We start from the raw sequence: 17,658 nt of genomic DNA on the forward strand, positions 1-17,658 counted from the left end.
GTCGTTCGCTTATACGAACGTCAGTTCGCGGATATGGACGGTAGGAGAGCCCGGCTCCGAGTGTCAAGGTCCGATCTTCGGAATCGGTTCACCTCTCCCGCATCTAGTAAATCCTTGCAATGATTGCAAATCCAACAGTTGACCGCTCCCCGCACGGGTTGGAGAAACGTCATGACCGAGACCGTCGAAAACCCGACGGAGACCGCCGCCCCGCTTCTGGACCAGCCGTACGTCATTCCGGTGGAGGCCTACTACTCCCGGGAGTACGCGCAGGCGGAGAAGGAGAGGCTCTGGTCGAAGGTGTGGCTGAACGTCGCCCGCGTCTCGGAGCTGCCGAAGTTCGGCGACTTCCTCACCTACGCGATCGCCGACGACGAGTTCATCGTCATCCGCACCGGCGAGGACACGTTCAAGGCGTACTCCAACGTGTGCTCGCACCGCGGCCGCCCCCTGATCGACACCGAGCCCGGTGAGCACGACGCCCGTGGCCGTCGCCGGCAGTTCGTCTGCGGGTTCCACGGGTGGCGGTACGACACCGACGGCGCGTGCACGCACGTCACCGAGGCCGAGGACTGGGGGCCCGGCGGTCCGGATCTGGACTCGTACCGGCTTCCCCAGGTGCAGGTCGACACCTGGGGCGGCTGGATCTGGCTCACGATGAACCCGAACGCCGAGCCGTTACGCGAGTACCTCGAGCCGATGGCGAGCCTGCTCGAACCGTTCCAGCTGGAGAACATGCGGTGCCGGTGGCGCCGCTGGCTGGAGTTCGACTGCAACTGGAAGGTCGCGCTCGAGGCGTTCATGGAGACCTACCACGTGCCGGTGACGCACCCGGAGTTCCGCGTCTTCGGCAGCTTCCTCGGCTGGTCGCGGGCGATGGGCACGCACAGCCACATCGGGTACGACGCGCCCAAGGGCATGGAGGAGAACCAGGCCAAGGTGCGCATCGCCCAGGGCACCGACGACCCGCGGATCTCCACCGCCAAGATGCAGAACTTCACCTGGGAAGCGGTGAACACCAACACCACGCAGACCCTGGTGGACGCCGCGAACCGGCTGGTCGACGAACTGCCCGAGGGCACGCCGCCGGACGTCGTCCTCAAGCACTGGCTGTCCTCGGCGCGGCGCGACGACGAGGCGCGCGGCGTGATCTGGCCGTCCCCGACCCCGGAGCAGACCGCCGCGAGCGGCACCGCCTGGCAGGTCTTCCCGAACTTCCAGATCGGCCACGGGCTGAACAACGCGCTCTGCTACAGCGCGCGGCCGCTGGGCGACGACCCGAACAAGTGCATCTTCGAGGCCGCGGTGTACGAGATCTTCCCGCCCGGCGAGGACCCGCAGGCGCCGTGGATCCACACCCCGGTCGACGACGAGTACTGGGAGACGCACATCGTCCTGCCGCAGGACTTCTCCAACATGGCCGCGATCCAGAAGGGCATGAAGCGGCACGGGTTCCAGGGCAACAAGCCGAACCCGTATCGGGAGCGCGGCATCGTCAACTTCCACCGCAACCTCGCCCGGTACGTAGGCACCGGCGCCCCCAAGCCCCTCTGAGGACGGTAATGCAGAACCTGCAGCACTGCGCACCGACGCAGACGCCCGACGTCGACCACGACGCACTGAGAGAGAAGTACCGCGCCGAGCGGGACAAGCGGCTCCGCCCGGAGGGCGGCGAGCAGTACCTGGTGACCGAGGGGGAGTTCGCCGAGTTCTACGAGGCCGACCCCTACACGCCGGTGGTGCCGCGGCTACCGATCCACGAGGACATCGAGGTCGTCGTCCTCGGCGGTGGCTTCTCGGGCCTGCTGGCCGCGGGCCGGATCAAGCAGGCAGGCGTGTCCGACGTCCGGATCATCGAGCTCGGCGGTGACTTCGGCGGCGCCTGGTACTGGAATCGGTACCCGGGCATCCAGATCGACACCGACGCCACGGCCTACCTTCCGCTCCTGGAAGAGGTCGGGTACCTCCCGACGCAGAAGTACGCGCTGGGCGACGAGGTCTTCGAGCACTGCCAGCGGATCGGGAAGCACTTCGGGCTGTACGACAACGCGATCTTCCACACGCTCGTGCGTTCGCTGGAGTGGGACGCATCGATCAACCGGTGGAAGGTCGGGACCAACCGGGACGACGACATCCGGGCCCGGTTCGTGGTGATGTGCCAGGGGCCGTTCCACCGTCCGAAGCTTCCCGGCATCCCCGGTATCGCCGACTTCAAGGGCCACACGTTCCACACCGCGCGCTGGGACTACGAGTACACCGGCGGCGACATCCGCGGTGGTCTCGACAAGCTCGGTGACAAGCGGGTGGCGATCATCGGCACCGGGGCGAGCGGCGCCCAGTCGATCCCGCACCTGGCGGAAGGCGCCGAGCACCTCTACGTCTTCCAGCGCACCCCCTCGTACATCAACGAGCGGGGCAACGTCACGGTCACTCCCGAGTGGGCAGCGACGCTCGAGCCGGGGTGGCAGGAGGAACGCCGCCGCAACTTCCACACCGCGGCGTTCGAGGCGTTCGCTCCCGGACAGCCCGATCTGATCTGTGACGGCTGGACCGAGATCGCCCGCAACCTGCAGGCCCACCTCGACGCCACGAACGGCTGGGGCGCCCTGGCCGACCCGGCGAAGTTCATGGCGCTGCGGGAAGAGATCGACCACCGGTACACCGAGCGGCTCCGCGAGCGGATCGCGTCGATCGTCACGGACCCGGCGACGGCCGAGACACTCAAGCCGTACTACAACTATCTGTGCAAGCGGCCGGTCTTCAACGACGAGTACCTGCCGACGTTCAACCGGCCGAACGTCACGCTGGTGGACGTCTCGCGCGCGAAGGGCGTCGAGCGGATCACCGCCGACGGAGTGGTGCACGAGGGCGTGGAGTACCCCGTGGACTGCATCGTCTTCGCCAGCGGATTCGAGGCCACGACCGACCTCGACCGCAAGATGGGCGTCAAGCCGTTCGCCGGCCGCAACGGGTTGTCGCTGTACGACCACTGGGCCGACGGCTTCCGGACGCTGCACGGGATGACGAGCCACGGATTCCCCAACGCGTTCTTCGTCGGGTTCATCCAGGGCGGCATCACCGCCGCCGTCACCGCGGTGTTCGAGCAGCAGGCGGACCACATCGCCTACGTGATCGGGGAAGCGCTGGCGCGGGGCGCCACGACCGTGGAGCCCTCCGAAGAGGCGCAGAACCAGTGGGTGACGACGGTCCGGGAAACCGCGTTCGACAACTCCGCGTTCTCGCGCGCGTGCACCCCGGGGTACTTCAACGGCGAGGGTGAGCCTCGGCTCCGGTCGCAGTTCGGTGAACCGTACGGGCCGGGGTTCTACGCGATGGGCGAGCTGCTGCAGGCCTGGCGCGAGACCGGTGAGCTGGACGGCCTTTCGCTCACCTAGCGGCTGGGGCGAGGGCTCCGCGGAGGACTGTGGCGCGGGCGTGTGTGAACACACCCCGCGTCGTGGTCCGTCCGACGACGCTGGGCGGCACCCAGATCAGGTCGCGCACGCACGGCGTCACATCGTCCAGCGACACGTCCTGCCCCGGAATGTGGGCCGTCCGGATCTCGTCGCCGTCGAACCCGGCAGCGACGATGTCCCGGATGATCAGCGTGCGTTCCTTCAGCGAGTCCGACAGCGTGTTCGTCTCCGGCGGGTACGACCGGAACCAGGCCTGCTGGATCTCGAACTCCTCGCTGAACCGCTCCCGGGCGTTGACGTTGAGCCACGTCAACGCGTCCAGCTTCTCGATCGCGGTCGCGGGTGCCGCGGCCACGGCCTCGTAGCCGCTGGAGAGCCGCGTGTAGAACGCGTTCATGATCGACGCGAGGAGCGCCTCTTTGCCCTCGACCAGCCGGTAGACGGTGCCGGTGCCCATCCCCGCAGCCGCCGCGATATCGCGGATCGTGGTCGCCTCGTAACCGCGGCGCGCGAACTCGGCGCGGGCCACCGCGCGGAGCCCGGCCCGTCGCTCGTCGAAGTCGTCGTCCCGGGTCGCGGACCACTGCGCGATCGTCGCCGAGGCGGCGCCCATCGCGGCCGAGCGGTTCAGAGCCCGGTCGGCGGGCGGACGCTTCGCGACGCCGTACAGCACCATCGAGCAGAGCAGCGTCGCGGTGCGCGCCGGCGAGCCGTCCTTGTGCAGCCGGCCCAGCCCGACGTGCAACATCGTCTCGACGAGCTGGTGGGTGAGCAGCGTCGGGTCGACGCGCTCGACCAGGTCACCGCGGGCCGCGGCGTCGTCCAGGATGCGCTGCATCGCGGCGGTGACCGCCTCCGGCTTGCGGCGCGCGAGTCCCATCAGGTCGGGTGACGCGCCGGCGTGCGGCTCGTAGGCGGCGAGGTGCAGCGCGGCACCGTGGCGGACCGCGCACTCGGCGATCGCGATGCCCAGCGCGACGACCCGGTCGGACGTCGGCGCGTCCGGCCCGGGCGGCGGGTCGTTCGCCCAGCGGCTGCCGATCTCGTCCAGCTCCGTGTAGTAGCGCTCGAGGAGCTCGGTCGCGATCGCCTGCTTGGAGTCGAAGTGGTGGTACAGGCTGCCCGGCAGGATCCCGCACGCGTCCGCGACGTCCTTCAGCGACGTGCGTGTATACCCGGACGCTGCGAACAGGCCCGAGGCGATCTGCAGGATCTCGGAGCGGCGGGCGCCGTCCAGGGACGGAGGACCGGCCGCCACCGACCCGCGTGGTCGTGTCACCGCTCCAGTATGGCGCCTGGTCAGAGAGCCTCTGCGGCGCGGTTTCCGACTCACGTCACCCGCCGATCGTGTCGTAGATCAGGTACAGGTTGAGCGCGGAGATCACCGCCGAGATCACGGCCATCGCGACCGTGGTGGCCCGGCGGTTGACCATCTCCTTCATCACCCGCGGATCCCGGGTGACCAGCACCAGCGGGACCAGCGCGAACGGGATGCCGAACGAGAGCACGATCTGCGAGATCACCAGCGCCTGGCTCGGGTCGACGGCCGTGCCGAGCACGACCAGCGACGGCAGCATCGTCAGGCCGCGCCGGACGAACAGCGGGATCCGCCGGTTGAGGAAACCGGCCATCACGACCTGCCCGGCGTACGTGCCGACGCTGGCCGACGCGAACCCGGACGCGATCAGCGCGATCCCGAACGCCAGCGCGGCACCCGACCCGGCCACCGCCCTCAGCGTGGCGTGGATCGAGTCCAGGTCGGTGGCCCCGTCGACGACCGGTAACGCGGCGGCCACGCACAGCATCGCCAGGTTGATCGCGCCGGCGGTGCTCAGGCCGACGATGCAGTCCCACCGGTTCAACCGCAGCCGCCGTCGCCGCTCGACGACGTCGTCGGCGATGAACGCCGGCTTCTGCAGCGCGGAGTGCGCGTAGATGACGTGCGGCATGACCGTCGCTCCGACGATCCCGACGATGAGCGCCAGTGCACCGTCGCCGGGCAGCTGCGGTACTAGCCCCGCGGCCAGCGCACCGCCGTCCTGGGTTCCGGCGGCGAACAGCAGGTAGCCGAACCCGCCCGCGACGATCAGCAGCAACGCCGCGACCGCGACCACGAACCGGCGCCTGCCCTGCTGCTCCAGCGCGAGGATCGTGAACGCGACCACGGCGGTGAGCAGCCCGGCGGGGAGCAGCGGCATACCGAACACCAGGTGCAGGCCCACCGCCGCGCCGACGAACTCGGCCAGGTCGGTGGCCATCGCGACGACCTCCGCCTGGAGCCAGAGCGCCAGGTTCGCGCGCCGGCCGAAGCGTTCCCGGCACAGCTCGGGAAGGCTCCGGCCAGTCGCCAGCCCGGCCTTCGACGTCACGTACTGCACCAGCGTCGCGACCAGGTTCGCGAGCACGATGACCCAGGCCAGGCCGTAGCCGAACTCGATGCCACCGGCGAAGTTCGTGGCGAAGTTCCCCGGGTCGACGTACGCGACCGCGGCGACGAACGCGGGGCCCATCGCCGAGGCGACCATCCGGGCCCGCGACGGCGCCCGAAGAGTGGTGGTCGAGGAACTCACTCCGAGGGCAGCTCGATGATCGCGTGCACCGGGCAGTCCAGCAGCGCCCGGCGTACGTCGTCCTCGTCGTGAGGTTGTACGGCGCCGGTGCCGGTCAACGACGCGTAACCCCAGTCGTCGAGCGAGAAGTGCTCGGGCGCGTGTTTGGCGCAGATCCCGAAGCCGTCGCAGAGCGTGCGGTCGAGCTTGATCCTCACGGCAGCCTCACTTCGAACGGTCGATCAGCGCGGTAGGGGTCTCCGGCGCACCGGTCGCACCCGCCGTGAAGGTGCTGGTCGACTTCCGACGGAAACTCCCGTAGCAGCGACGCGGCGACGTTCGTGGCGCCGTCGAGCGTGCCGCAGGCGCCCCGGCCGCGTAACACGACCGACCAGCGGGTCAACCGGTCGAGGTCGGCCTGCTCGGCGCGGAAGTCCCGGAGCGCTGCGGCCACCGCGCTCATCGCCGCGGTGCCGTTGAAACACGACCCGCACTGCCCGGCGTTCTCGCGGTCGAAGTACGCCATCACCGAGGCGACCACCGCGACCGGGCAGTCGTCGGTGCCGATTAGCGCGATCGCGCCGCACCCCAGGCCGGTGTCGAACCGGCGGGCGGTCTCGTGGTCGAGCGTCAGGTCGAGGACGCGCCGGTTGACGGCACCGGCGAAGTACCCACCCAGCAACGCTCCGTGGACGTCGTCCGGGTCGACGCCGTGCCGTTCGAGCAGCTCGGCGAACGGCATCCCGTGCGGGAGCTCGTAGAGCACGGGAGCCCGGCCGCCGCCGCTGATCGTCGCGAGGAACGTGCCGGGTGAGGCCGGCGTGCCCTGGCTGCGGAACGCGTCGGCTCCGTGCCGCGCGAGGTACGCCAGGCTCGCGAGCGTCTCGACGTTGCTCACCAGCGTCGGCCGGCCGCCGACCCCGGATTCGTACGGGCGCGGGGGCTTGTCGGTCGGCAACGCCCGGCCACCGTTCAGCGCCTGGACCGCGGCGGTCTCCTCGCCGGCGACGTAGGCGGGAGCGACCTCGACGACGTTGCCGCCGGCCTCGCGTACCGCCTCCGCCGCTACCGGGTCGGAGACATACACGTGCGTGGTGTCCGCGCCCACCGCGTGGGCGGCGAGGCGCAGTCCGTCCAGGACGAGGTGCGGGCGGTACCGCAGGAGCCAGCGGTCCTTGATCGACATCGGCTCGCCCTCTTCGCCGTTCGCGACGACGACCGGCCGGACGCCCGCCCGGCACGCCTCCCGGACCGAGCGGAGCTTGACGCCGAGCGGGAACGCCGCGCCGCCGCGCCCGAGGAGACCGGACCGGTCGGCCTCGTCGAGCAACACCGCCGGGTCGGGGAGCGGGCCGTAACTACCGGCGGCCCGGTACGCGTCGGCGTCCTCGGGGCCGTCCGTGGCGCGCAGCAGGCGGGCGTCCGCCGGTGGTGCGGCGATCCGTACCGCCGGTGCCGGCGTCAGCAGCGTTTTATCCATGTGGTCCTCGGTATTTACTCGAGCGAATTGCGGATACGATCTCGGCATGAGAACTGCGGTGGTCCGGATCAACGTCGACCCGCGAGGCGAACTCGCCGTACCGGCGTTGCGGGAGCGAATGGAAATACTCGCCGCGGACGCCGCGGGTGCGGGTTTTCAATTGGTCCGGAGCGACGTCGATCCGAATCGGCCGGAATTACAATTCTTGATGGCGGGCGACGATGCGGCGGCGCTGCGCGAGACCGCCGCCGCGCTGTGCGCGCGGGCGTTCGGCGTCGAACCCGCCGCCGGTGCCGTGACGTACCTGAGCCGCGGCACCGACGACGACGCGCTCGGCGTGCTCGCCGGTTTCGGGCTGACCGGTCAGGTCAGCCGAACCCCGGGCGACGACGGGTGGGACGTCGTCGAGGTCCGGCTGGCCAAGGCCGACCTGGCGCGGATTCCGGAGAGCCGGATCCACACCGCGCTGGAAGCCGCGCTCAACGCCGAGGTGCGGCTCACTCTCTACTGAGGAACTCAAGGATGGCGGGGGCGGCCTGCACCCAGGTGTCGAACATGTTGTAGCGATCGACCCGGCCGGCCGCCCGGTCCTCGGTCGCCCGCTCCCAGGCGTCCTCCGGCCACGGTGGGTCGATCAGCTCGCTGTCCTTGATCAGGCAGCTGACCTCGAGCGACGTCCGCTTGGGGTGGTGCCAGTCGTCCTTGCCGCCACGGATGATCAGCGTCGGGACCCGGATGTTCACGAAGTCGAGGTCTTCGACGCCGGGGATCGTCTGACCCGGCTTCGACACGTACGCGTCGAGCCAGCGCAGCATCAGCTGCAGGAAGTCGTCCTTCTTCAGCGCGCGCAGCCGGGCCTCGTTCGCCGGGTTCGCCTTGATCAGCGCCTGCCACTCCGGCAGGTCGAACAGCCCGTCGATGCCCTTCGCCATGACCGCCTGGATGGACGGGACCACGTAGTAGGCGCCGAGGCTGAACGAGCCGAACACGCCGCCGACGATGTTCCAGACGACGAGCTTCGTGGCCAGCTCCGGGTAGAGCATCACGGTCAGCATCGAATCCCGCGCACCGCCCGACCCGCCGGCGATGACGCAGGGCCCCTCGCCGAGCTCGGTCAGCAGGGTCTTCAATGTCTCCGCGCGCATGTGCGATTCGGAGCGGCCGTAGAACTGCACGTCCGACGCGCCACAATTCGGCCGGTCCCAGAGCAGGACGCGTTTGCCGCCCTCGACCAAGGCCTCGGCGAGCGGCCGTAATCCTTCGATGTCCTTGCTGAATCGTCCACCGGGCGTGAGCACGATGAGCTCATCCGGGGAATTGCCGAGAATCTCGTAGACGACGTTCCCGCCGTTGATTTCCATGGGTCCCCTCATGCCGTCACGAGAACGTCATTGCCGACCACCCGCACGGGGTAAGTGCGGATGCTCCATTCCGGCTTCACCGCGGTGGTGCCGGTGGCGAGTTCGAAGCCCCACTGGTGCCACGGGCAGTAGATGTACTCCAGGTCGCGCACCATCACCGCGTCGCCGGGCACGTTCTCGTCCACGACCGTGCGGCCGCGCGCCCGGCCCTTGCAGAGCGGTCCGCCCTCGTGCGGGCAGTAGTTCGCGATCGCGTAGAACGTGCCGTTGACGTTGTAGACGCCGACGCCGTGCCGCCCGATCGGTACCACCTTGAAGCTGCCCGGCGGAATCTCGTCCAGCGTCGCCACGACGTGTTCCCGCCCCTGCGCGAGTCGCGGAGCGTCACCAGACACGGGTTTGGCTTTCGACCGCGGGGACCGTGGTCGGCAGTTTGTAGGTCTCGATGCCGTTCTTGAACATCACGGCCTCGCGCGCGTGCTCCGGCAGGTGCTTGAGCAGCCACTTCGGGTCGTCGAAGGTCCAGTGCGGATAGTCGGAGGAGAACAGCAGGATCTTCTCCGCCTCCATCCACTCCAGCGCCCGGGACAGCTCGGTCTTGTCCTCCGGGTAGTCCAGCGGCTGGGTGGTGAACTTGATGTGGTCCTTGACGTAGTCGGACGGCTTCCGCTTGATCGTCATCCACGACTTGCGGGCCGCGTAGATCGCGTCCATCCGCCACATCAGCGGCAGGATCCAGGTGAACGCGTGCTCGACCAGGACGATCCGCAAGCTCGGGAACCGGTCGAAGACGCCGTCGAAGATCAGGCTCATGACCTGGTTCGCGGCCAGCAGCGAGTACGTGACCATGAAGTCGTGGTTGTAGCTGGGGAACCCGACCGGCGGCATCGGCATCGTCTCGTAGTTGCCGCGGGAGAGGTGGCAGCTGACCGTGATGTCGTGCTTGGTCGCCGCGGCCCAGACCGGGTCGTACAGCGGGTTGCCCCAGGACGGCCGGGGCTCGGCCTTGATCAGGATCTGCGCCATGTGGGGGTGGCCTGCCCACTTCTCGATCTCGGCGACCGCGCCCTGCGGGTCCTCGATCGACACGCAGATCGAGCCACGCCAGCGCTGGTGCCAGTTGTTCCGGCTGTCGAGCCAGTGGTTGGCCAGCCACTCGTTCGTCGCGGTGCACATCGCGGAGGAGGCTTCCGGGATCCGGGTGAACTTCGAGGACGGCTCGAGGACCGCGATGTCCGAGCCGGCTTCGATGATCAGCTGCTTGAACATCATGTCCGGGTCGCTGCCCGGGAAGCCGCCGTCGGTCGGGAACGCGTCGACCCGCATCGCGAACGCGTGCGCGTAGTCCGGGGCGTCGTAGTTGATCGTGTCGCCGACCTTGTGCGACAGCAGGAACTTGCGCCACTTCTCCGGGATGTACTCCGCGACGACCCCCGGGCGGGGCACCGGGTGGACGTCCGAGTCGACGACGCGCACCGGTACCTCGGCGGTGGCCGGGACGCGCTCTTTTGCCTGTGTCACGGCGTCACTCCTTCGGGGACGGAGATTCCGTACAGGTCGGCGGCGTTGCGCCAGAGGATGCGGTCGCGCTGCTCCGCGCTGAGCGCGCTCGGCAGGGAATCCACCGTGCTGTGCTGCCAGTGCGGGTAGCTCGACCCGTACAGGACCTTCTCGTCCTTCTCGGTGAACGACAGCCACTCGCCGGCGAACTCCACGTCACCGGGACCGTCGAGGCTGCCCTGGACGAAGTACACGTGGCCGGGCAGGTAGTCGCTGGGCATCCGGGGCGCCCACGGTGTCTGCTCCAGGTGCGGGCGGCCGAACGTGTCCATCCGCCAGATGAACGGCGTGAGGAGGTCGGCGGCACCGTCGGCCCAGACCACCTTCAACGCGTCGAAGCGCTCGAACACGCCCTCCGCGATCATGTTCATCAGGTGGTAGAGGTAATTGAGCGCCATGAAGCCCAGGTACTGCTCGTACGTCTGCGGGTGGCCGGACGGGGTGGGCGGGTACCCGATGCCCTGACCGGCCTCGATGTGCACGGCCACCGGCAGGCCTGCGGCCGCGGCCGCCTCCCAGAGCGGCCAGAACTGTGGTTTCCCGTAGAGCTCGCGCGACTGCAGCGGGACGCCGATCTGGACGACCTGCGGGTGATCGCCGTAGCGCTCGATCTCGCGTAACGCGCCGGGGATGTCTTCCGGGTTGACGCGGATCGCGCCCCGGTACCGCGGATCGTGGTCGAGCCAGCGGCTCACCAGCATCTGGTTGTGCGCCGCCAGCACCGCCGTGGTCAGGTGCCGGTCGGGGAGCGTGCCGCGGGACATCGGGTGCAGCACCGCGACGTCGACGCCGCCCTCGTCGAACAGGTGGGCGCCGACGATCTCCGGGTCGGAGCCGGGGTACTGGCCGTCGGGGCCGTGGGCAGCGGCCACGTACTCGCCGCCGGGTGCGCCGTACCAGTCCATCTCGTAGTCGGGGATGCCCCGGCTCGCGTACGGCTCCCGGAGGAAGCTCCGGAAGTCCCGGTTGTCCCGGAAGAACACGTGGACGCTCGCGTCGATCAGCGGCGTCGTCACGCCGTCGCGGTGCACCCTCACGGGCGGCCCTCCTTCGTCTGTGGCCGAACCTAACATTTGTTCCGGCTGGTCAGGGGTCACCCCGCACCGACGGTGCGGGGCGACCTCAGCCCGGGGGCGGCTGGACGCCTTTTTTCTCCAGGACGACGCCTGCGCCCTTGATCTGCAGACGACAGGCGAGGCGAACCAGCGGGCTGCGCAGCCGGCGGGGGAGCCGGGTACGCATCTCGAACAGCTCGTCGTCACCGGGCGGCACGGTCTGGAGTTCCCCGTCGATCACCTTGACGAAGCAGACCATGCACTCCGCCTGGCCGAAACACTTCGTCGGCCAGGTGACGTCCTGCCGCCAGGCGGCCTCGGCGACGGACTCCTTCGGCCCGACGTCGAACTCGACCCCGGACGGTTCGACCCGCACCGTCGCCATGTACTACTCGACCCGGCTCGCGATGACCCGGTCGAGCTCCTCGTGCATGTTGCTGATCGACAGCTCGTACTGGCTGGACAACCGGCTCTCGGTGAACCCGGGGGAGTGCAGCCCCCGCTGCTGACGCTCGATGTTGCTGAAGTCCTGCCGCGGGATCAGGCCCCAGTTCTCGGTGTCGTCCTTGTCGAAGATGCCCTTCAACTCGGCCCGCTCCGGCTCCTGCCCGACCGGGTACGTGGTCAGCGACCAGACGTCGAAGATGCACCACTCCGGGTCGTCCTTGTACGGCCGCGACCGGTACGCGAGGCAGTTCCCGTACATCGGCAGCATCAGGTAGTTCGGGAACATGAAGATGTCGCCGCCCCAGAGCTGCATCGCCGGGCCCATCGGCGCCATCGGGATGCCCGCGCCCTCGGCGTACTCGTAGAGGGCCATGATCGCCTTCATCGAGAACTGCGGGTCGTCCTGGGGGACCTTGTTGCGCAGCCCCTCGAAGATCCGGACGTCCTGTTCGAGCGTCATCGCGTCCTGGCCGGTGGCGAGCAACCGGCCGGCCTCGATGAACTCCTCCGAGTCGAACACCGGCTCGTACTCGGAGTCGCCCTTGCTCGCGCTCTGGAACCGGGCGTGGCCGTTCTTGAACGTGGTGTAGGCGACCTGCGCGGCCTTGCGCTCGCCGTACTCCTCGTCGTTGCCCATCAGCAGCTGCGGGTGGGTCTGGGTGACGTGGTAGCCCTCGAAGAACGCTTCCTGGGCCATCTTCCAGTTCGCGTTGAGGACGACCTGCTTCCACCACTTGACCCGCATGTTGCCGATGCCGAGCGGTTCGAGCAGCTTCGCGACCGGCGACAGGTGCTCGAGCAGCGGCGGCGCGCCGAGGTCCATGTTGATCCAGACCAGGCCGCACCAGGTCTCGACCAGGCACTCGCGCAGCGCGAGGTCGTCCTTGTTCAGGCAGGCTGGCTCGAACGCCTTCTCGCCGAACACGAACGACGACGAGCCGTCGAGGTTCCACCGCCAGCCGTGGAACGGGCAGACCAGCTGGCCGCCGGGGAGCCGCCCCTGGCCCTTTACGAGCTCGGTGGCGCGGTGGCGGCAGGCGTTGTGCAGCGCTTTGATCGAGCCGTCGCGCTGCCGGACGATGAGGATCGACGTGCTGGCGATCTCGTACTCGACGTAGTCGCCGGGGTTCGGGATCTCCTCCTCACGAGCGGCCATCAGCCAGCTGTGCGGCCAGAGGTACTTCTTCTCCAGCTCGAAGATCTCGCGGGAGTAGTACCGCTCCTTCGGCACGAAGCGCGAGTCGCGCATCGCGTGCGGCACCTTGGCCTGGATCTCCGGCGGGTTGGCGCCGAGCGGCGCGTCGTCGCCCTCGGCCCAGGTGAACTTCGGGTTGAGATCAGCGACAGTCATGAAAGAGCCCTTCGACGTCAGTGTCGGTCGCGAAGAGAGAAGTGGGGGAGCGCTACGGGCTCGAACCAAACACTTGTTCCGCGACTGTAAGCGTGTGAAGTAAGCCACGCAATACCTGGGCTCTAGACCGCCTTGGTGACCCCGCCGTCGACGCGGATGCTCGCGCCGGTCGTGAAGCTGGACGCCGCGCTCGCCAGGTGGACGATCAGCGGCGTGAGCTCCTCCGGCCGGCCGATCCGGCCCAGGGGAACGAACGGCACCTCGGTGCCCTCCGGCGGGGCCCAGCCCTTGCTGGAGTCGGTGCGGAACGGGCCGGGCAGCACGGTGTTGACGCGCACGGCCGGCGCGAACGCCTCGGCGAGCGAGACCGTCATCGCGTTCAACCCGGCCTTGGCGCACACATACGGCAGATGGCCCGGCCCCGACACCAGCGACCCGGCGGTGCTGATGTTGATGATCGACCCGCCGCCGTTCGTGGCCATGTGGGTTCCGGCGTGCACTGCCAGGCGGAACGGGCCCTTGAGGTTGACGCCGATCGTCTTGTCGAAGAGCTCCTCGGTGATCGCGTCGAGGCTCTGATAGAGCGGGGACATGCCCGCGTTGTTCACGAGCACGTCGAGGCGTCCGAAGTGCTCCAGTGTCCGGGCGACCAGCCGGTCGCAGTCGTCCCACTTCGCGACGTGACAGGCGATCCCGACCGCCTTGGTGCTGGTCGACGCTTGGACCTCGGCGGCCACAGCCGAAACGGCCTCCGGCTTCCGGGACGCGACGACGACGTCCGCGCCTGCCTCGGCGAGGCCCTGGACGATCGCGCGGCCAAGGCCCCGCGTCCCACCGGTCACGATCGCGACCTTGCCGGTGAGGTCGTGCAACTCCGCTAACGTCGTCACGCTTGTCCCTTCGCTGTATGTACGGCCGACGGGTGCACGGCCGCGATGATGAACCGCGTCATCCGGTCGAGTTCGGCCCGCGTCGGCCGGCTGCGCTTCCAGAGGTAGTCCGAGAGCGTGCCGAGGACCGCGTGCGCGGCCAGGGCGGCGTCGAACTCCGGGTCGCTGCTGCCGAGCTCCGCCAGCGGCTCCTCCAGCAGCGGGCCGAGCGCGGTCGCGCCGGGGTGGCGTCCGGACGCCATGCCCTGGCCGACGCTGCCGCCGTTCCACAGCACGGCCAGCGTGGTGGCGGCGATGTCCTCGCCGGTCTGGGTCATCACACCCTCGACCCACCGCCGGACCCGGCCCTCCGGCGTCGTCTCCTTGCCCATCTGGTGCGCGAGGTAGCTGCTCAGCTGGTGGGTCCCGTCCTCGATGAGCGCGGCGACCAGGGCTTCCTTGGAGCTGAAGTGGCGATAGAACGCCTCGTTGGAGAGCCCGGCCGTGGCCACGATGTCGGCGACCCGTGGGCGCGACGTCGTCCCGCAGGACTTCATGACCTCGAGCGCCGCGGCGAGCAGCCGCCGGACCTCCTCGGCGTAGTCCAGCCCACCGCGTCGCTCCCGGGTCTGCCGGGCGATGCGATCCACGACGCCACCGGCCAGAACATCGTTCTTCATACGAGAACCATATTCTGCGATCCCGGGTCCGCGAAAGCCCGTTCTCTTGCCCAGAACAGCATTCTGGCGGTAAGAACGTTGTTCTGAGAGCCGTTGACGACGTCCGAGGAGGACCCCGATGGCGTGGGATTTCGAGACCGACCCGGAGTACCAGGCGAAGCTGGACTGGGCCGACACGTTCGTCCGCGAGGAGGTCGAACCGCTCGACCTCCAGTGGCCGGGCCTGCAGTTCACCGCACTGGAAGGCGATCGCAAACGGGTCATCGACCCGCTCAAGGACGAGGTCCGGCGCCAAGGCCTGTGGGCGACGCACCTCACGCCGGAGCTCGGCGGGCAGGGCTTCGGCCAGGTCAAGCTCGCGCTGCTCAACGAGATCCTCGGCCGGGCGTCCTGGGCGCCGATCGTGTTCGGATGCCAGGCGCCCGACACCGGCAACGCCGAGATCATCGCCCACTACGGCACGCCCGAGCAGAAGGACCGCTACCTGCAGCCGCTGCTCAACGGCGAGATCTTCTCGTGCTACTCGATGACGGAGGCCGAGGGCGGCGCCGACCCGACGCAGTTCACGACCACCGCCGTGAAAGACGGCGACGAGTGGGTGATCAACGGCCTGAAGTACTTCTCGTCGAACGCCCGGACCGCGTCGTTCTTCATCGTGATGGCGGTGACGAACCCGGACATCAGCGCCTACCAGGGCATGTCGATGTTCCTGGTCCCGGCCGACACCCCGGGCATCAACATCCTCCGGAACACCGGGCTCGCGATGGACGCCGGTGACGAGGAGGGCACCCACGCGCTGATCCAGTACGAGGACGTCCGCGTTCCCGCGGACGCGGTCCTCGGTGGGGAGGGGCAGGCGTTCGCGATCGCGCAGACCCGGCTGGGTGGTGGCCGCATCCACCACGCCATGCGGACGATCGGCCAAGCGCAGAAAGCGCTGGACATGCTGTGCGAGCGGGCACTGAGCCGGCGGACCCAGGGGACGCTGATCGCCGAGAAGCAGTTCGTTCAGGGGTACATCGCCGACTCCTACGCGCAGCTGCTGCAGTTCCGGCTGATGGTGCTCTACACCGCCTGGACGATCGACAAGTACAACGACTACCGCAAGGTGCGGAAGGACATCGCCGCGGTGAAGGCGACGATGCCGACCGTGCTGCACGACATCGCGTGGCGAGCCGTCCAGGTGCATGGCGCGCTCGGCGTCAGCAACGAGATGCCGCTGTTCCAGCAGGTGCTCGGCGCGTCGGTGATGGGGCTCGCGGACGGGCCGACCGAGGTGCACAAGGTGACCGTGGCGCGGCAGGTCCTCCGCAACTACAAGCCCAGCGACGACCTGTGGCCGACGCAGCACCTCCCGAAGCGGACCGCGGCCGCCCAAGCCAAGTACGCGGCGTTACTGGAGCGCGAGGCCGGCAATGAGTGACCCCGGCCTCGACCTCGATCGGCTGGCCACCTGGCTGGACGGCACCGACCTGCCCGGCAAGGGCGCGCCGATCGAGCACAAGTTCGTCACCGGCGGCGCGCAGAACGCGATCTACGAGATCCGCCGCGGCGACCTGCACGCCGCGCTGCGGATCCCGCCGCCGTCCGCGCCGCCCAACCGGGACGCAGGCATCCTCCGCGAGTGGCGGATCACCGAGGCGCTGGACGGCACCGACGTCCCGTCCACGGCTGCGTACGCGGTCTGCGCCGACACGTCGGTGCTGGGCCGCGCGTTCTACCTGATGGGCTTCGTCGACGGCTGGTCGCCGATGGCCACCCGCGGCACGTGGCCCGCCCCGTTCGACTCCGACCTCGCCGCGCGGCGAGGCCTGGCGCTCGAGTTGGTCGACGGGATCGCGCTGCTGTCGAAGGTGGACTGGCGGGCCCGCGGGCTGGACGGCCTGGGCAAGCCGGACGGCTTCCACGAGCGGCAGGTCGACCGCTGGACGGCGCTGTACGAGAAGATCAAGCGGCGTGACCTGCCGGGCTTCGAGGAGGCCTCCGCCTGGCTGCGCGCGCACAAGCCGCTGGACTACGTCCCCGGCCTCCTGCACGGCGACTACCAGTTCGCGAACGTGATGTTCCGGCACGGTGCCCCGGCCCGGCTGGCGGCGATCGTCGACTGGGAGATGGGGACGATCGGCGACCCGAAGCTGGATCTGGCCTGGTTGATCGACCGGTGGCCGGAGGACCCGTCGGCGGACGCGGGTGGCCCGAGCTACGTCGACATGCACGGTATGCCGGGGCGGGCGGAGCTGATCGCGCGGTACGCCGAGGTGTCCGGGCGGCAGCTCGACGACCTCGACTACTACCTGATCCTGTCCCGCTTCAAGATGGGCGTCGTCATCGAGCAGGGCTTCCAGCGGGCCGGGGACAACACGACGCTGCAGGCGTTCGGCCCGATCGCGGTCGACCTGATGAGCCGCGCCGCCTCGCTGGCCGAGTCGACGGACTACGCCGGATGAGGGCCGCCGATCAGTTCCACGTCGGGATCGTCGTCGACGACCTGGAGGCCACGCTGGAGCACCTGACCGCGCTATTCGGCTACGAGTGGGCACCGGAGATCGGCGGCCCGACCGCGGTCCTGCTGCCCACCGGCCCGGCCGAGCCCGAACTGCGGTTCGCCTACTCGCGGACGGTGCCGCGGCTGGAGGTGATCCGGAGCGTCCCGGGGCATCCGGTCTGGCAGCCGGCGACGTCCGGCATCCACCACCTCGGGTACTGGTCCGACGACGTCGCGGCCGACTCCGCCGCGCTGGTCGCCCGGGGCTACGAGCTCGAAGTGACCGGCGCGCGGCCCGACGGAACACCGTACTGGGCGTACCACCGCCCGGCGCACGGCCCGCGGATCGAGCTCGTCAGCCGTGAGGTCCAGTCGGGTCTCGAACGTCTCTGGGCATCATAGAAA

Annotated in this window: 18 protein-coding genes; 6 read left to right on the top strand and 12 right to left on the bottom strand. The window is 69.2% G+C overall.

Annotated features, from left to right (window positions below; all coding sequences use genetic code 11):
• Positions 1-171 precede the first annotated feature (171 nt).
• Both BUB75_RS05540 and BUB75_RS05545 read left to right on the top strand, forming a co-directional pair.
• Positions 172-1,554, top strand: coding sequence for an aromatic ring-hydroxylating oxygenase subunit alpha (locus BUB75_RS05540; RefSeq protein WP_073252035.1), 1,383 nt, complete (start codon positions 172-174; stop codon positions 1,552-1,554).
• A gap of 17 nt (positions 1,555-1,571) precedes the next feature.
• A complete protein-coding gene (locus BUB75_RS05545) occupies positions 1,572-3,395 on the top strand; it encodes an NAD(P)-binding domain-containing protein (RefSeq protein ID WP_073252839.1) in 1,824 nt (607 codons plus the stop codon).
• On the opposite strand, the gene BUB75_RS05550 is transcribed toward BUB75_RS05545, so the two are convergent.
• From BUB75_RS05550 to BUB75_RS05565, 4 genes are read right to left on the bottom strand one after another with little or no spacing between them, the layout of a single operon-like run.
• Positions 3,388-4,695 carry a TetR/AcrR family transcriptional regulator gene (locus tag BUB75_RS05550; protein WP_073252037.1) on the bottom strand — a complete coding sequence of 436 codons (1,308 nt, stop codon included), beginning with the start codon at positions 4,693-4,695 and terminating at the stop codon, positions 3,388-3,390. The two genes, BUB75_RS05545 and BUB75_RS05550, sit on opposite strands and share 8 nt — an antisense overlap.
• Positions 4,696-4,750: 55 nt before the next feature.
• Positions 4,751-5,986: an Nramp family divalent metal transporter gene (locus BUB75_RS05555; RefSeq protein WP_073252039.1), complete on the bottom strand. Its 1,236-nt coding sequence runs from the start codon at positions 5,984-5,986 to the stop codon at positions 4,751-4,753.
• Complete coding sequence (locus tag BUB75_RS05560) at positions 5,983-6,183, bottom strand: ferredoxin (protein WP_073252041.1); 201 nt, start codon at positions 6,181-6,183, stop codon at positions 5,983-5,985. The genes BUB75_RS05555 and BUB75_RS05560 overlap by 4 nt, the downstream gene beginning before the upstream one ends.
• Entirely contained in the window at positions 6,180-7,445 is a 1,266-nt protein-coding gene (locus BUB75_RS05565) for an NADH-ubiquinone oxidoreductase-F iron-sulfur binding region domain-containing protein (RefSeq protein WP_084740238.1), read from the bottom strand. Before BUB75_RS05565 ends, BUB75_RS05560 begins: the two co-directional genes overlap by 4 nt.
• A 46-nt stretch (positions 7,446-7,491) precedes the next feature.
• Between BUB75_RS05565 and BUB75_RS05570 the strand changes: the two genes are divergently transcribed.
• The gene (locus BUB75_RS05570; protein ID WP_073252043.1) at positions 7,492-7,956 is read left to right on the top strand and encodes a hypothetical protein; all 465 of its coding nucleotides are present in this window, start codon (positions 7,492-7,494) and stop codon (positions 7,954-7,956) included.
• Here the strand turns inward: BUB75_RS05570 and BUB75_RS05575 are convergent.
• The 8 genes from BUB75_RS05575 to BUB75_RS05610 all read right to left on the bottom strand — a co-directional run bounded on the left by BUB75_RS05575 (position 7,943) and on the right by BUB75_RS05610 (position 14,768).
• Positions 7,943-8,818 (bottom strand): alpha/beta fold hydrolase, encoded by an 876-nt coding sequence (locus tag BUB75_RS05575; RefSeq protein WP_073252045.1) that lies wholly within the window; start codon positions 8,816-8,818, stop codon positions 7,943-7,945. The genes BUB75_RS05570 and BUB75_RS05575 overlap by 14 nt on opposite strands.
• Positions 8,815-9,201 (bottom strand): Rieske 2Fe-2S domain-containing protein, encoded by a 387-nt coding sequence (locus BUB75_RS05580; protein WP_073252047.1) that lies wholly within the window; start codon positions 9,199-9,201, stop codon positions 8,815-8,817. Before BUB75_RS05580 ends, BUB75_RS05575 begins: the two co-directional genes overlap by 4 nt.
• Positions 9,191-10,327 carry an amidohydrolase family protein gene (locus tag BUB75_RS05585; protein ID WP_073252049.1) on the bottom strand — a complete coding sequence of 379 codons (1,137 nt, stop codon included), beginning with the start codon at positions 10,325-10,327 and terminating at the stop codon, positions 9,191-9,193. Before BUB75_RS05585 ends, BUB75_RS05580 begins: the two co-directional genes overlap by 11 nt.
• Complete coding sequence (locus tag BUB75_RS05590) at positions 10,324-11,403, bottom strand: amidohydrolase family protein (RefSeq protein WP_143175031.1); 1,080 nt, start codon at positions 11,401-11,403, stop codon at positions 10,324-10,326. Before BUB75_RS05590 ends, BUB75_RS05585 begins: the two co-directional genes overlap by 4 nt.
• 85 nt (positions 11,404-11,488) lie before the next feature.
• The gene (locus BUB75_RS05595; protein ID WP_073252053.1) at positions 11,489-11,806 is read right to left on the bottom strand and encodes a 2Fe-2S iron-sulfur cluster-binding protein; all 318 of its coding nucleotides are present in this window, start codon (positions 11,804-11,806) and stop codon (positions 11,489-11,491) included.
• Between the two features lie 3 nt (positions 11,807-11,809).
• Positions 11,810-13,219 carry an aromatic ring-hydroxylating oxygenase subunit alpha gene (locus BUB75_RS05600; protein WP_218617309.1) on the bottom strand — a complete coding sequence of 470 codons (1,410 nt, stop codon included), beginning with the start codon at positions 13,217-13,219 and terminating at the stop codon, positions 11,810-11,812.
• 122 nt (positions 13,220-13,341) lie between these two features.
• The gene (locus BUB75_RS05605) at positions 13,342-14,109 is read right to left on the bottom strand and encodes an SDR family NAD(P)-dependent oxidoreductase (RefSeq protein ID WP_073252056.1); all 768 of its coding nucleotides are present in this window, start codon (positions 14,107-14,109) and stop codon (positions 13,342-13,344) included.
• Positions 14,106-14,768, bottom strand: coding sequence for a TetR/AcrR family transcriptional regulator (locus tag BUB75_RS05610; protein ID WP_073252057.1), 663 nt, complete (start codon positions 14,766-14,768; stop codon positions 14,106-14,108). The genes BUB75_RS05605 and BUB75_RS05610 overlap by 4 nt, the downstream gene beginning before the upstream one ends.
• 118 nt (positions 14,769-14,886) lie before the next feature.
• On the opposite strand from BUB75_RS05610, the gene BUB75_RS05615 reads away from it, so the two are divergent.
• Genes BUB75_RS05615 through BUB75_RS05625 form a run of 3 tightly spaced genes read left to right on the top strand, consistent with a single transcriptional unit; the run spans position 14,887 to position 17,655 of the window.
• Positions 14,887-16,191: an acyl-CoA dehydrogenase family protein gene (locus BUB75_RS05615; protein WP_073252059.1), complete on the top strand. Its 1,305-nt coding sequence runs from the start codon at positions 14,887-14,889 to the stop codon at positions 16,189-16,191.
• On the top strand, positions 16,184-17,215 hold the full coding sequence (locus tag BUB75_RS05620; protein ID WP_073252061.1) for a phosphotransferase family protein: 1,032 nt from the start codon (positions 16,184-16,186) through the stop codon (positions 17,213-17,215). The genes BUB75_RS05615 and BUB75_RS05620 overlap by 8 nt, the downstream gene beginning before the upstream one ends.
• Complete coding sequence (locus BUB75_RS05625; RefSeq protein WP_073252063.1) at positions 17,212-17,655, top strand: VOC family protein; 444 nt, start codon at positions 17,212-17,214, stop codon at positions 17,653-17,655. Before BUB75_RS05620 ends, BUB75_RS05625 begins: the two co-directional genes overlap by 4 nt.
• Positions 17,656-17,658: the final 3 nt, after the last annotated feature.

This window comes from Cryptosporangium aurantiacum (genome assembly GCF_900143005.1).
GTDB lineage: Bacteria > Actinomycetota > Actinomycetes > Mycobacteriales > Cryptosporangiaceae > Cryptosporangium > Cryptosporangium aurantiacum.